The organism is Streptacidiphilus alkalitolerans (assembly GCF_042511045.1).
GTDB lineage: Bacteria > Actinomycetota > Actinomycetes > Streptomycetales > Streptomycetaceae > Streptacidiphilus > Streptacidiphilus alkalitolerans.
Genome location: NZ_JBHEZX010000015.1, coordinates 104,258 through 118,542, shown reverse-complemented (window position 1 = coordinate 118,542; position 14,285 = coordinate 104,258). Strand labels below are relative to the sequence as shown.

At 71.8% G+C, this 14,285-nt stretch carries 13 protein-coding genes; 4 read left to right on the top strand and 9 right to left on the bottom strand.

The window, feature by feature from the left end:
• Positions 1-200: 200 nt before the first annotated feature.
• The gene (locus tag ACEZDG_RS28585) at positions 201-788 is read right to left on the bottom strand and encodes a hypothetical protein (RefSeq protein WP_380514740.1); all 588 of its coding nucleotides are present in this window, start codon (positions 786-788) and stop codon (positions 201-203) included.
• A gap of 209 nt (positions 789-997) precedes the next feature.
• On the opposite strand from ACEZDG_RS28585, the gene ACEZDG_RS28580 reads away from it, so the two are divergent.
• Complete coding sequence (locus ACEZDG_RS28580; RefSeq protein WP_380514737.1) at positions 998-1,756, top strand: CBS domain-containing protein; 759 nt, start codon at positions 998-1,000, stop codon at positions 1,754-1,756.
• Positions 1,757-1,851: 95 nt separating this feature from the next.
• Positions 1,852-2,466 (top strand): Rv1733c family protein, encoded by a 615-nt coding sequence (locus ACEZDG_RS28575; RefSeq protein ID WP_380514735.1) that lies wholly within the window; start codon positions 1,852-1,854, stop codon positions 2,464-2,466.
• Position 2,467: 1 nt separating this feature from the next.
• On the opposite strand, the gene ACEZDG_RS28570 is transcribed toward ACEZDG_RS28575, so the two are convergent.
• The 6 genes from ACEZDG_RS28570 to ACEZDG_RS28545 all read right to left on the bottom strand — a co-directional run bounded on the left by ACEZDG_RS28570 (position 2,468) and on the right by ACEZDG_RS28545 (position 6,762).
• Complete coding sequence (locus ACEZDG_RS28570; protein WP_380514733.1) at positions 2,468-3,439, bottom strand: anti-sigma factor RsbA family regulatory protein; 972 nt, start codon at positions 3,437-3,439, stop codon at positions 2,468-2,470.
• Positions 3,436-4,254 (bottom strand): MEDS domain-containing protein, encoded by an 819-nt coding sequence (locus tag ACEZDG_RS28565; protein ID WP_380514730.1) that lies wholly within the window; start codon positions 4,252-4,254, stop codon positions 3,436-3,438. Before ACEZDG_RS28565 ends, ACEZDG_RS28570 begins: the two co-directional genes overlap by 4 nt.
• A gap of 49 nt (positions 4,255-4,303) precedes the next feature.
• On the bottom strand, positions 4,304-4,852 hold the full coding sequence (locus ACEZDG_RS28560; protein WP_380514727.1) for a ferritin-like domain-containing protein: 549 nt from the start codon (positions 4,850-4,852) through the stop codon (positions 4,304-4,306).
• 108 nt (positions 4,853-4,960) lie between these two features.
• Positions 4,961-5,986, bottom strand: a complete 1,026-nt coding sequence (locus ACEZDG_RS28555; protein WP_380514725.1) for an SDR family oxidoreductase — start codon at positions 5,984-5,986, stop codon at positions 4,961-4,963.
• An 85-nt stretch (positions 5,987-6,071) separates the two neighbouring features.
• A complete protein-coding gene (locus tag ACEZDG_RS28550; RefSeq protein ID WP_380514723.1) occupies positions 6,072-6,344 on the bottom strand; it encodes a DUF6296 family protein in 273 nt (90 codons plus the stop codon).
• Between the two features lie 244 nt (positions 6,345-6,588).
• Complete coding sequence (locus ACEZDG_RS28545) at positions 6,589-6,762, bottom strand: CsbD family protein (protein WP_380514721.1); 174 nt, start codon at positions 6,760-6,762, stop codon at positions 6,589-6,591.
• Positions 6,763-6,974: 212 nt separating this feature from the next.
• Between ACEZDG_RS28545 and ACEZDG_RS28540 the strand changes: the two genes are divergently transcribed.
• Positions 6,975-7,616 (top strand): hypothetical protein, encoded by a 642-nt coding sequence (locus ACEZDG_RS28540; RefSeq protein ID WP_380514719.1) that lies wholly within the window; start codon positions 6,975-6,977, stop codon positions 7,614-7,616.
• Between the two features lie 6 nt (positions 7,617-7,622).
• Here ACEZDG_RS28540 and ACEZDG_RS28535 read toward each other — a convergent pair whose 3' ends face one another.
• On the bottom strand, positions 7,623-9,275 hold the full coding sequence (locus tag ACEZDG_RS28535) for an alpha-amylase family protein (protein WP_380514716.1): 1,653 nt from the start codon (positions 9,273-9,275) through the stop codon (positions 7,623-7,625).
• Between the two features lie 175 nt (positions 9,276-9,450).
• On the opposite strand from ACEZDG_RS28535, the gene ACEZDG_RS28530 reads away from it, so the two are divergent.
• Positions 9,451-12,909 carry a glycoside hydrolase family 15 protein gene (locus ACEZDG_RS28530; protein ID WP_380514714.1) on the top strand — a complete coding sequence of 1,153 codons (3,459 nt, stop codon included), beginning with the start codon at positions 9,451-9,453 and terminating at the stop codon, positions 12,907-12,909.
• Positions 12,910-12,916: 7 nt separating this feature from the next.
• On the opposite strand, the gene ACEZDG_RS28525 is transcribed toward ACEZDG_RS28530, so the two are convergent.
• A complete protein-coding gene (locus ACEZDG_RS28525; RefSeq protein ID WP_380514712.1) occupies positions 12,917-14,248 on the bottom strand; it encodes an ammonium transporter in 1,332 nt (443 codons plus the stop codon).
• Between the last annotated feature and the right edge of the window lie 37 nt (positions 14,249-14,285).

Genomic DNA, 14,285 nt, shown 5'->3' with positions numbered 1-14,285 from the left:
AGTGGGCCCCGTCGGATTCACCGACGGGGCCCACTGCCGTGCGGTCAGCGCGGTCCCGGCGGGACCGGCGGGCTCGGCATGGACGATACGGAGCGGGAGTTCCCTGTGCGAGGCCTCCTCCGCGGCCCAGTCCAGGGCGTGCCGACAGGACGGCTGCCCGGCGCACAGTGAGTGCGCCGGGCAGGTGAGGTGAGGGTCTGTCAGGCGGTGACGGGCTCGGGGTTCGCCGCCGGGTGGCCCAGTAGCTCGTCCCCCTCGGGGACCCGACGTGCGTGCCGGATGCCGAGGCCGACCAGCACCGCGAAGACCAGGGCCAGGACGAACGAGGCGATGGCCGCCCACAGCGCGAGCGTGGCGAAGACCGAGAACGCATAGGCCTCCAGCAGCAGTCCGCGCAGCGTCGTGCCCTGGAAGGACGTCTGCACCTCGGCGGTCAGCGCGGCGTTCGTCGGGTTGGCCCGTGCCGCGCTGCTGACCTGGGAGTACACACCGCCGTAGGGCATCTCGGAGAGGTGGACCGCGATGTAGTGGTCGGCGTACGCCTTGGCCTGGGAACCGGTCGTCAACTGCTGGCCGGCGTACTGGTCGAGGTAGGGGCCGATCTTGGGGCTGCTGAGTTCGGTGCTGCCCTTGGCGGGGAAGGCGATCTGCTGCTGGGCGAGCTGACTGTGCACGCTGGAGTCGGCGAAGCTGTAGCCCCACAGGGCCAGCCCGCCGGCGATCAGAAGCATCAGGACCAGGGCGAATCCGCCGATGCTGGCGAGGACGTCGAATACTTTGCGGCGCATGAGCGTCACCTTTCATAGCCGGGCTCCGGGTAGTGGTTTGATCCTGCGTCAGCTCCCCGGACCGGCAGCAGGGACCAATGGTCCCGCCCCACCCGGGAAAGGGCCCTGTCTGTCCGGCCGGCCGGGGACGGGGGCCGATCGGCCCCGTGCGGAACCCCGGACCCCGCGCGCACAGTGGGGACGACAGCGAGAGGGACAGGGAGCAGACCATGACAGCGACACAGCACAGCGCCAGAATCGACGCCGGGACCGGGACCGCCGTGCACGAGCCCCGGCCCGCGCCGGACCGGATCGCCTGGGACGGGCTGCCCCGGCACACCCCGGTCAGCGATCTGATGACCCGCCAGGTGGTGACGGTCGGCCCGCGCACGGACTACGCCACCCTGGTGGCCGCCGTGCGCGAGCACCACCACGACCTGCTCCCCGTGGTCGACGCTGAAGGCCGGGTGATGGGCCTGGTCGCCGCCTCCGACCTGCTCGCCAAGCTGGCCCTGACCGCCCTGCCGCCGCGCGGCATCCGCTTCGAGACCCGCCAGGTCCGCGCACTGCGCCGGAAGGGCGCCGGCGTCGTGGCCGGCGAGCTGATGACCGCACCCGCCTGGACCGTCACCGCGGGCACCAGCGCCGCGGACGCGGCCCGGGTGGCCCTGCGCCACCGCATCCACCACCTGCCGGTCACCGACGACCAGCACCGCCTGGTCGGCATGGTCTGCCTCTGCGACCTGCTGGGCGCCGTGCGCAGGGACGACGCCGAGATCCGCTCCGAGGTCCTCTACCTCGCGGTCGCCACCGACAGCGGCACCGACCGCGCCACCCTGCGGGTGGACTGCGACCACGGCCGGATCCTGCTCGACGCCCGCACCGCCCGGCGCAGCCAGGCCGCCACCCTGCTCGACCGCGTCCGCGCCGTCGAGGGAGTGGTCGACGTCGCCGACACCCTGCGCTGGGACATCGACGACCTGCTGTGACGCGTCGTCGACCGACCGACCCGGTGCCTTCCCCGGGGATCGGGAACACACTGGACTGTACGGCGGTCCCCGCCGCAGCCGAGGAGGCGAGAACGATGGCAGCGCCCGCAGCCGCACCCACTCCGTCCCACCCCGCACCCCGCCGCTCCCCGTTCGGCGCGGCGCTGGCCCGCCGCCACAATCCGCTGTGGCGCCGCACCGACACCCTGCGCGACCGGCTGCGGGTGCTGCTGGTGCTGGCCCTCACCGCCACCGCGGCGGCGTCCGTCCTGCTCGCCCTCGGGCTCTACCAGCACGACCGGGCGCACGCCCTGCGCTACGCCGCGACCCTGCACCGGACCCAGGCGGTGGCGCTCAGTGACGCCAACCAGCAGAGCGGCGGCCTGGGCGCCGACTTCACCGCCCTGGTCCGCTGGACCGGCCCCACCGGCGCCGAGCGCCAGGCCCGCGCCGCCGCCGACCCGGGGACGGTGACCGGTGACCGGGTCACCGTGTGGCTGGACCGGGCCGGCCAGGTGGCCGCCCCGCCCACCAGCGCCGCGGACTCCTCCGGCAGGGCCACCCTGCTCGGCTGCCTCGCCCTCACCGGCGGCGGCGCCCTGGTCCTGGCCGGGAGCGCGCTCACCAGGACCTGTCTGAACCGGGTCGACCTGCGGAACTGGGACCGCGCCTGGGCCGCCGCCGAACCGGCCTGGACCGGACGCAAGTAGCTCAGTCCAGGGCGGTGTGCAGCCGCACGGTGGTGCCGCCCTGGGCGGTCGAGCGGATCTGGACCAGGTCGCAGAGCTGGTGCACCAGCCACATGCCCCGGCCCCCGTTCTGGTCGATGGTGGGGCGCACCCGGCCGATCAGCGGGTCCTGGATGTGGCCGGAGTCATGGAACTCGCAGACCAGGGTGCCGTCCTCGACCCAGCTGCGCAGGGTTCCCCGGCCGCCGCCGTACTTGGTGCTGTTGGAGGCGACCTCGGTGGCGGCGATCAGCAGTTCCTGCAGCCGGGTCGGGTCCATACCGTGCTCGGTGGCGCAGGCGGTCACCTTGGCCCGCACCGCGGCCAGCTCCCCGGTGCGGAAGGCCAGCTCCTGGGCCGGGTCGCACGGTGCGCCGAGCTCCGCGAAGGCGTAGGGCTCCTCGACGAAGCCGGGGTTGGGGCCGTGCACCCCGGCGGACAGGGCCTGCGGGTGGCAGCGTCCGGCCGCCTCCAGTACGGCGGAGTCCAGCAGCGTGCTGTCGTAGGGACAGAGCAGCCACCAGGCCGGGGACCGGGCGAAAGCCAGGTTCAGCAGCCATTCGTGGTAGCGCAGCTCCTCGGCCTCGGAGGCGGTCCGCCCGTCCCAGGAGGACTCGCTGATCCCGCGGACCGCGTGTCCGTCGGCGGCGCGCTTGGTGATCCACTCCTGCCAGGCCGGGATCAGCCGGCCCGGGTTCCGGCCCAGCGCCGTGACGTCCAGGAAGGAGACGCCGCCGGCCGCGCCGCCGGCCTCCAGCCGGTCGCGCAGCAGCCGTTCCTTGGCCGAGGTGACCGCCACCAGCACCACTTCGCGGCCGGCCCTGGCGTCGTCGATGAAGGACAGCACCCCCTGCAGGAACTGGTCCTCGCCCTCGTAGGCGTACAGCTCGTGCCGGAACCCGGGCTCGGGGGCCGTGGCCGCCGCGGTCGGGGAGCTGCCGGGTGGCTGGGTCATGGCGCCAGCTCCACCGGGATCTGCGGGGTGTCGTAGCCGAGCAGGCTCCAGCAGCGCCGCACCGTCCCGTTGACCCCCTCCAGGACGACCTTGCGTCCGGGCAGGGCCCGGACGCAGCCCGCCAGGGCCTCCATCGCGGCAGCGTCCATCAGCTGCAGGTCCTGGCACCGCAGCCGTACCGTCGCGGACCGGGCCAGCAGTTCGCCGACGGCGGTGCGGAAGGCTGCGGCTCCGTCGGCATCGATCACGCCGCTCACACTCCAGCAGTCCGGTCCCGCGCTGAACATCCGAAAATCGGGCATCGGTGCTCGTCTGCCCATCTGGTGGGGATGCACACCGACGGCCAGTTCCAGTGTCGCCCGGTCGAAGCCGTTCCGGTGGTAGGCGCAGACCATCAGCGTCCCGGTGTCGGCGACCAGGGCGTCCAGGTCCAGCTCGTGCCGGGCGACGGTCTGCGCGCTGGCGCCGCCGGGCCACAGCGAGTCCGCCTGCGCCAGCACCCGCAGCGCGCGGAAGCCCTCCCGGCAGGCGGTGTCGGCCTCGCGGCGCACCGCGGCCAGCACGGCCTCGGTGCCCCACTCGACACCGGCCACCCGCTCCGCACCGGGGTCGAGGAGCAGGCCCTGGGCGGTGCCGCGGTGCGGCCAGCGGGTCTCGGCCGAGCCGACGACCAGGACCTTGTCGCCGAACAGCGCGCCGTCGGCCAGGAAAGCGCGGGCGGTGGAGCCGAAGTCCTCGCCCTGCTCGACCAACCAGCAGACATGGTCGCCGGCGTCGACCAGGTCCAGCGTCGGCAGCGCACGCGTGCCCCTCAACCCTGCCTCCTCGCTCGCTGTCGTCGGCAGCCTATCGGTGCCCGGTGGGTCAGCCGGCGCCGCCGCTGCCGGGGATGCGCTCCAGCAGGCCGCGGAGGTCGTCGGCGTGCTCCTCCTCCTGGGCCAGCAGGTCCTCGAAGACCCGCCGGGTGGTCGGGTCCTTGTCGCCCAGCCACTGGCAGATCTCGGTGTACGAGGCCACGGCCACCCGCTCGGCGATCAGGTCCTCCTTCACCATCTCGATCAGGTCGGCGCTGGCGTCGTACGGGGTGTGCGACCGGGTGCTCAGGGTGTCCGGATCGAAGTCCGGCTCCCCGCCCAGCTGCACGATGCGGGTGGCCAGCTTGTCCGCGTGCTCCTGCTCCTCGCCCGCGTGCTCCAGGAACTCGGCCGCGACCGGCTCCGAGTACAGGCCCGTCGCCGTGTAGTAGTGCCGCTTGTAGCGGAGCACGCAGACCAGCTCGGTGGCGAGGGCCTCGTTCAGCACCTGCAGCACCCGCTGCAGGTCAGCGCCGTAGGCGTCGGTCACCGGGCCCTTGTCGATCTCCTTGCGGGCACGTTCCCTGAGCGTTTTGACGTCCGTCAGGAAATCGGTCATGGGGGCCGCCTTTCTTTGTCACGCAGAGTTTTGTCATGGTTATCACGGGTTTTTACACATTCGGCCGATGCCGCGCCTACCCCGTCGGGCCGATCCGCATGCCGGGTCTCAGCGGACCCGCCGGGCGCGCAGCAGCGCGGCGCCCCCGGCCAGCAGCCCGGCGCCGGCCACCGCGGCCAGCAGGCCGTGGTGCTGGGAGGCCCAGAGCTGCGGGCTGCGGGTGGTGGAGCGGTCCTGGAAGCTGCCGCGGGCGGTGTAGTCGTGGCCGCCCCTGCCGTCGGCGGGCTTCCAGAGGTTGGTCGGGTGGTCCCGGTCCTGCAGGCGGTCGTCCTGCTGGGCGGAGAAGCCGGTCCTGGCCAGGTAGCGGTCCAGCAGGCCGGGCGCGACCGCGTTGGCGACCAGGGTGCCCAGGGTGCTGCCGCCGACCCAGTACTCGCGCCGTCCGGGGTGGTCGGCCGCGTACAGCACGGCGCGGGCGGCGAGCTCGGGCTCGTAGATCGGCGGGACCGGCTGGGCGGGCTCGGGCAGGCGGGACAGCACCCAGTCGAACTGCGGGGTGTCGACCGCCGGCATCTGCACCATGGTGGTGCGGATGCCGCTCCTCTCGTGCAGCAGTTCGCAGCGCAGCGCCTCGTTGAAGCCCTGGATGGCGTGCTTGGAGCCGCAGTAGGCGGTCTGCAGCGGGATGCCGCGGTAGGCCAGCGCGGAGCCGACCTGGACGATGGTTCCGGCGTCCCGCGGCCGCATCCGGGCCAGCGCGGCCATGGTGCCGTAGACGTAGCCGAGGTAGCTGACCTCGGTCACCCGCTTGTACTCGGCGGCGGTGATCTCGCTGAAGGGCGCGAACACCGAGGTGAAGGCGACATTGACCCAGACGTCGATCGGGCCGAAGGCCGCCTCGGCCTGCGAGGCCGCGCGCTCCACCTGGTCCGGGTCGGCCATGTCGGTGGGGACGGCCAGCGCCTGTCCGCCCAGCCGCTCGACGTCCGCGGCGGCACCGGCCAGGCCCGCCTCGCCCCGGGCCAGCAGGGCGACCTTCGCACCGCGGGCGGCGAAGGCCCGAGCGGTCGCACGTCCGATTCCGCCGCTCGCGCCGGTGACCACGACGACCTGAGCGGACTGCGGTGTGCTCATGAATCCTCCAGAAGGAAAGTGCGGGGCAGGCTCGTCGCCTACCCTGCGTTCCTTCCGCGATACGTCACCGGCGCCGTGCGCCCGGCTACGCGGCGTCGGCGTCCCGGGGCAGGCGGCGGACCGAGACCGGCCGGCGCAGGTCCTGGTGGGCGCCGCTGGCCAGCATCCGCACCTCGTCACCGTCGCTGATCTCGGCGCGTACGATCCCGGTCTCGTCGCAGTACACCGGGTGGCCGCCGGGGCCGCTGGCCCGGGTGCGGCGCACCAGCACGGTGTCCTCGTGCCCGCGCGGCTCACCCGGCGCCGGGGCGGCGAAGACCAGCTCCCGGACATCCGTTGTCTCGTCGTAAGGCACCATGGCGATCCTCCTGGAGTCGCGGCCTGCCCGGCGGGGCCGGAGAATCCGGCCCGGGGCCCGTACCGTCGGGGCATCCGCGCGCGGACGCGCTCAGGCCCTCCTCCCTTATACCCATGTGGCCCGATATGACCGCCTCGCCGCCGTATCAGTGCCGGACCTGCCGCACACAGGCCGGTGGCCCCCCGTTCGGACGGGGGGCCACCGGGTGGAACGGCTGGAATACGGGATCAGGGATCCGGGCGGATCAGTCCTTGAAGGCGTCCTTGGCCTTTTCGACGGCCTGCTTGGCGTCGCCCTTGACCTGGTCGGCCTTGCCCTCGGCCTGCAGGCGCTCGTTGCCCACGGCCTTGCCGGCTGCTTCCTTGATCTTGCCCTTGACCTTGTCCGCGGTGTTGCCGGCCTTGTCCTCGGTGCTCATCTGCTGCTCCTACCGCTTGTCGGTCGTCCTGTCCTCAAAGCGCGTACCCACGGACCGCGAGGGCACGCAGCGGACTTCCGCCCGCGCATGGGGCGGTCGGAACGGGACAGAAGGATCATCGAGAGACAGGGGACCATCATGGTGCGCACGCGGGCCGAGGCTCGGACCCGGCACCCGCGGCACGAACGGCGCGGAGAGGCCGGCTGCCCGCGGTGGTCGCCACGCTGGTGGCCGTGGCCCTCTACCTGGGGCTGCCGCAGAACCTGCTGTTCGCCCCGCGGTTCGTCCTGCCGGGGCTCGAACTGCTGCTGCTGGTACCGCTGGTGGTCCTCAATCCGCGGCGGATGACCCGGCAGACCCGGGCGTCGCGGATCCTGTCGCTGGCGCTGGTCGGGCTGATCGCGGCCAGCAACCTGTTCGCCCTGGGCCTGCTGGTCCACGACCTGGTCAGCGTCGGCGTCAAGAACGGCAGTTCGCTGCTGGTGGCCGCGCTGCAGGTCTGGCTCACCAATGTCATCGTGTTCGGGCTCGCCTACTGGGAGTTGGACCGCGGCGGCCCGGTCAGCCGCACCCAGGTGCCGCGCGAGGAACTGCCCATGGCGGACTTCCGCTTCTCCCAGGACGAGAACGACGACGCCGTCCAGGAGGTGGCCGACGGCTCCAGTACCACCGCCGACTGGGTGCCCACGCTGACGGACTACCTCTATGTGTCCGTCACCAACTCGACCGCGTTCAGCCCCACCGACACCATGCCGCTGTCCACCCGGGTCAAGCTCATGATGAGTGTGCAGAGCGTCGCCGCCCTGCTCACCTCACTCCTGGTCATCGCCCGGGCCGTCAGCATCCTGCACTGAGGACTGTCAGCCGTTGGTCCGGCCCAGCCGGATCCAGCGGTAGCCGTAGGGGCCGAGGGCGACGCCCCGCAGGCTCGGTTTGGGGTCGCCGTAGTCCTGGTCGCCGAAGACCTCGCCGAAGTCCGGCCCGGTGCCGGGCAGCCGCCCCAGGTCCAGTTCCACCGGCTGCTCGCCGAGGTTGTGCAGGAAGAGCACCGAGCCCTCGGCCGAGTCCGCCCGGTGCGCCAGCACCTGGCGCGGGACGACCAGGTCCACCACCTCGCTGGTGCCCTCGCCGATCTCCGGGCACTCACGCAGCATCCGCACCAGCCCCTCGAAGAACCCGAGCAGCGAGTCGGGGTCGCGGCGCTGCTCGGTGACGTTCAGCTTGCGGTAGCCGTAGCGGCCCCGGGTGATCAGGTGCGCGGCCCGCCCCCGCTCCGGCTCGGAGGAGAACCCGGCGCCGCGGTGCGCGGACCACTGCATCGGCGTACGGATGGCCTCCCGCCCGGGAAGTGACAGGTCGTCACCCATTCCGATCTCCTCGCCGTAGCGCAGCACCGGGGTCCCGCGCAGTGCGAACAGCAGGGAGTACGCCAGCCTGATCCGGCGCTGGTCGCCGCCCAGCATCGGGGCCAGCCGGCGGCGGATGCCGCGCCCGTACAGCTGCATCTCCGGCTTCGGGCCGAAGGCGGCGAACACCTCCTCGCGCTGGTCCGCGCTGAGCCGGCTCAGGTCCGCCTCGTCGTGGTTGCGCAGGAACGTCGCCCACTGGGCCGGTCCGGGGACGTCCGGGGTGTTGCGCAGGGCCTCCGCGACCGGCTCGGCGTCGCCGCGGGCCAGTCCCAGCATCAGCGGTCCGTTGAGGTGGAAGTCGAACATCATGTGCAGCCGGTTGGCCGAACCGCCCGCGTCGCCGAAGTACTCGGGCACGGCGGAGGGCTCCACATTGGCCTCGGCCAGCACCACCCCGTCGCCGCGGACCCAGGACAGCTGCTCGCGGAGCTCGGTCAGGAAGCCCAGGTCCTTCGGCGGATCGGGCACCCCCGGCACGGTCAGCTCGGTGACGAAGGGCGCCGCGTCCATCCGGAAGCCGGCCACGCCCAACTGGGCCCAGAAGCCGACGATCCGCTTGATCTCCTCGCGGACGGCCGGGTTGGCGATGTTGAGGTCCGGCTCGAAGTCGTAGAAGCGGTGGTAGTACCAGGCCTTGGCCTGCTCGTGCCAGGTCCAGGTCTCGGTCTGCTCGCCCGGGAACACCATGCCCTGCCGCCGGTCCTCGGGCTCCTGCTCGGACCAGACGTACCAGTCGCGGTAGGGGGAGTCGGGGTCGGACACCGCCGACTGGAACCAGGGGTGCTGGTCCGAGGTGTGGTTGACGACCAGGTCGATCATCACCCGGATACCGCGGTCCTGGGCCCGGTGCAGCAGTTCGGCGAAGTCGCCGAGGCTGCCCAGGCGCGGGTGGATGCCGTAGTGGTCGGTGATGTCGTAGCCGTCGTCCCGCATCGGGGACGGATGGACCGGGTTGAGCCACAGGCAGGTGGCCCCCAGTCGGGTGATGTGGTCCAGCCGGCTCGCCAGCCCCCGCAGGTCGCCCGTGCCGTCGCCGTCGGAGTCCTGGAAGGAGTCGACGTCGACGCAGTAGATCACAGCGCGCTTGTACCAGTACTCGGTCATGCCGGGCGTCTGCCCGGTTGTGCTGCTTCCGCACCTGCGGGTCGGCGGTGTGGCGGAAGGGGTTCGGTCTGACGGCTAGTCAACTGCAAGGCCCGCCCGTATGTTAAGCCCATCTTGCTGATGTTTGCAGCAAGACTTTGCCGCAGCAGTCCCCACCCGTACTGCAGGAGCATCCATGTCCGTACCACGTGTGCGCCTCGGCGCCGCCGCCGCCCTGCTCGCGATCGCCTCGCTCGGGGTCGCCGCCACCCCCGCCCACGCCGCCACCGCACCGGGCGGCCCCGGCTCCGCCTCGACCTGGAACGAACCGCTGGGCACCCAGGGCTACGCCACCGCGATCGGCCCGAACTCCAAGGTCTGGTACATGCTCGCCAACGGCGCGCTGCAGAACGTGTACTACCCGCAGACCGACAATCCGGACACCTACGGGCTGCAGTTCTACGTCACCGACGGCGCCGGCTTCACCGACAGCGAGACCACCAGCACCACCCACGCCATCACCCTGGCCGACCCCGCGTCCCTGACCTGGACCCAGACCAATACCGCGACCAGCGGCAAGTACAGCATCACCAAGACCTATGTCGCCGACCCGGCGCGCTCGGTGATCCTGGTCGACACGAAGTTCACCAACAACAGCTCCACCCCGCTGTCGCTGTACGCCGACTACCTGCCGCAGCTGAACAACCAGGGCAACGGCAACTCCGGCAGCACCGACGCCGCCTCGGGGGACCTGGTCGCCTCCAACGGACCGGTGGCCAGCGCGCTGGCCGCCTCGGTCCCGTTCAGCACCGCGTCCACCGGCTACGTCGGCACCGCCGGCAGCGGCAGCACCCAGCTGACCACCGGTCACACCCTGGCCACCGCCTACACCGGGACCACCAGCCCCGGCCACATCGACCAGACCGCCGGGATCCCGGTCGCCGCCTCCGGTTCGACCAGCTTCACCCTGGCGCTGGCCTTCAACAGCACCACCTCCGCGGCCGTCGCGGACGCCTCCGCCGCACTGGCCACCGGCTTCACCGCGACCGAGTCCGCCTTCCAGAACGGCTGGCACACCTGGAACGCCGGGCTCAACTCCCCACCCGCGTCCGTGACGTCGAGCCCCAGCCTGCTCACCCAGTACCGGGTCGCGCTGATGGAGACCAAGGCCGACGAGGACAAGACCTACGTCGGCGGGTTCGTCGCCTCCCCGTCCACCCCCTGGGGCAGCTCGGTCAGCGCCGACAGCCCCGGAGGCCACGGCTACCACCTGGTGTGGACCCGCGACGAGTACCAGATGGCCTCCGCGCTGCTCGCGGCGGGCGACAAGCAGGACGCCGATGACGCCCTGACCTACATCCTGGCCTACGAGGAGGGCGCCACCGGCCAGGTCAAGCAGAACACCTGGCTCAACGGCAATCCGATGTGGGGCGGCAACCAGCAGGACGAGGAGGCCGACCCGATCATCCTGGCCTACCAGCTGGGCCGGACCGGCGCCGCCGACTTCGCGAGGATCAAACTGCTGGCCGCGTTCATCGCCGCCAACGGGCCCACCACCGGGCAGGAGCGCTGGGAGGAGAACGGCGGCTACTCCCCCGCCACCATCGCCGCCGAGATCGCCGGCCTGGTCACCGCCTCCGCCATCGCCACCACCAACGGCGACACCGCCGACGCCGCCTCCTGGCTGGCCACCGCCAAGACCTGGGCCGCCAAGGTGGACAGCTGGACCTACACCACCAACGGCTCCTACGGCAACGGCAGTTACTTCCTGCGGATCACCCCCGACGGACAGCCGGACTCCGGTGCCACCATCGGCCTGGCCAACGGCGGCGGCAACCACGACGACCGCACCGTGGTCGACCAGAGCTTCCTGGACCTGGTACGCCTCGGCGTGCTGGCACCCGGCTCCACCGAGGTCGTCAACACCCTGGCCGTCGACGACGCCCAGATCGCGGTGAACACCGCCGAAGGGCAGATCGACCACCGCTACGGTTTCGACGGCTACGGTGAGAACAGCGCGGGAGCCGACTACACCGGCGCCGGCACGGGTCGGCCCTGGCCGGTCCTCAGCGGCGAACGCGGCGAGTACGACGTCGCCGCAGGCAATCTGACGGGTGCTCAGTCCACCCTGCAGACCATGGCCGACTCCGCCTCCAACTACCAGATCTCCGAGCAGGTCTGGGACGGTCCCACCGGCACCAACGGCTTCACCGCCGGCAAGCCCGACAACTCCGCCACCCCGCTGATGTGGGCCATGGCCCAGTTCGTCCGGCTGGCCGTGGACATCTCGGCCGGCCAGGACGTCGACACACCGGCCGTGGTGTGCCAGACGTTCAACAGCTGCGCCGCACCGCCCACCAAGGCCCCGGTGGCGCCCGCCGGCCTAGCGGCCACCGCGGTGCACACCACCGGAATCACCCTCTCCTGGACCGGTGCGCCGCTCGCGGCCGGCTACCAGGTCTACCGCGCCACCGGCACCGGCAGCCCGGCGCTGATCACGACCACGGCGAACACCACCTACAGCGACACCGGCCTGACGCCCAGCACCGCCTACACCTACCACGTCACTGCCTACAACAACATCGGCGCCTCGCCCGCCTCCAACAGCGTCACCGCCACCACCAAGGCCCCCAGCCCGCCACCGGACGCGCCGAGCGTCCTCAACTCCACCAGCACGACCAGCACCACCGTGGCGCTCACCTGGCAGGCCGCCACCGACACCGCCGGCGGCACGGTGGCAGGGTACGACGTCTACCGCGCCGACGGCACCGGCACCGCGGCCCTGGTCGGCAGCACCACCGCCACCGGCTACAGCGACACCGGGCTGAGCCCGACCACCGCCTACACCTACTACGTCACCGCCTTCGACACCGACGGCAACGAGTCCGCCCACTCCAACAGCATCACCGCCCTCACCACGGCGAACAACGTCGAGGTCGTCAACGTCACCGTCCCCGGCTACACCGACCAGACCGGGCTGAAGGTCTACCTGGACGGCACCCTCTCCGCCCTCGGCGGCGGCCTGCCCGACTGGGCCGCCGGCGGCATCCCGTTCACCCGCGTCGACGCCACCCACTGGACCGCCACCGTCACCGCGGCCGGCCCCACCACCCTGCAGTACAAGTACACGATCGGCGCCGCTTGGGCGAACAACGAGGAGACCGGCAGCTGCGGTTACGTCGGCAACCGCACCCTGGTCATCAACGGCGGCACCACCACCGACACCGTCGCCAACTGGGCCGGCCCCTACGCCTGCGGCACCGCGCCCACACCGACCCCCACGCCCACGCCGACCCCCACCCCGACTCCGACCCCCAGCACCGGCCCGACCGAAACGGTGAACGTCACGGTCCCGGCCTCCACCCCCGCCAACGCCCAGGTCTACCTGGCCGGGAACCTCAGCGTGCTCGGCGGGGGCCAGGCCGACTGGGCCGCCGGCGGCGTGCTGATGACCCGCGTCGACGCCACCCACTTCACCGCCACGGTCACCGCGACCAAGGCGGTCACGCTGGCCTACAAGTACACGGTCAACGCGAACTGGGCCAACAATGAGGAGACCAGCGGCTGCGCCTACGTGGGCAATCGCAGCATGAGCGTCAATGGCGGCACCGTCACTGACACCGTCGCCAACTGGAAGGGCTACGGCGGCTGCTGACTGATCATCAGTGGCCCTCGCGCGCGGCGAGCAGGGTGCGGAGCTGGTCGATGAGCTGGCCGGCGTCGCTCCTGTCCGCCGCGCGCCCGGCGCCGCCGAGGGCGTCGGTGACGTCCTGGAGCTGGCTGGCGACGTCGGTGTCATAGGCCTGCTCGTGCTCGACCATGCTGCCCGGCTGGCGCAGTCCGACGGTCAGGTCGACGGCCTTGCCGATCACCGCGGTCATCACGAAGGAGAACAGCCCCAGCGCCAGCACGGCCACCAGTTGGTTCCCCAGCAGGGTCCACGAGCCGTCGTAGAACAGGCCCTTCTTGCCGGTGACCGCGCCGGTCGCGGCCAGGCCGGTCATCAGCATGCCGAACAGCCCGCCCCAGCCGTGGATGCCGACCACGTCCAGGGTGTCGTCCACACCGAGGCGGTACTTCCAGCTGATCGCGAAGGCGCAACTCAGCCCGGCCAGGAAGCCGATCACGGTGGCCCACACCGGGGTGAGGTCGGCCGCGGCGGGGGTCATCGCCACCATGCCGGTCACCGCCCCCATGCACATGTCCAGCAGGGTGACCCGGCGGGTGCGCCAGTAGCTGGTGGCGGCCCAGCCGCTCATCGCCGCACCCGCCGCGAACTGGGTGTTGACGAAGGCCATGGTGGTGGATCCCGGCCCGCTCAGGTAGGAGCCGGCGTTGAAGCCGAACCAGCCGAACCACAGCAGCGCCAGGCCGATCACCACCAGCGGAAGATTGTGCGGACGGATCGGGCGGCGCTCGAAGTCCTCGCGCTTTCCGGCGACGATGGCCAGCGCCAACCCGGCGGCCCCCGAGCTGAGTTCGACCACGGTGCCGCCGGAGAAGTCCACCGCGCCGACCTGCTTGGCGACCCAGCCGTCGGTGTCGAAGACCCAGTGCGCCATCGGGACGTAGACCAGCAGCGTCCAGGCGCAGACGAAGACGGTCCAGCCCCGCATGGTGGCCCGTCCGGCGACCGATCCGCTGATCAGGGCGACGGTGACGATCGCGAAGCTCATGTGGAAGACCGAGTGGATGACCGTCGGCACATCGCCGGTGGCGCTGTTGAGGCCGATGCCGCGCAGGAACGCGTGGTCGAGGGTGCCGATCATGCCGAGGCCCGCCGCGTCCGGGCCGAAGGCGAGGGTGTAGCCGACGGCCCACCAGATCAGGGTGACCGCGGCCAGGCAGACGAAGCACATCTTGAGCATGGCGATGATCTGGCTGGTCCTGACCATGCCGCCGTAGAAGAAGGCGAGGCCGGGAGCCATCAGCAGGACCATGGCGGCGGCCATCATCAGCCAGGCGGTATTGCCGGAGTCGAACAGGTGGTTCATGGCGGTCCTCCCACGGACGGCTGGTCGGTACGGTCGG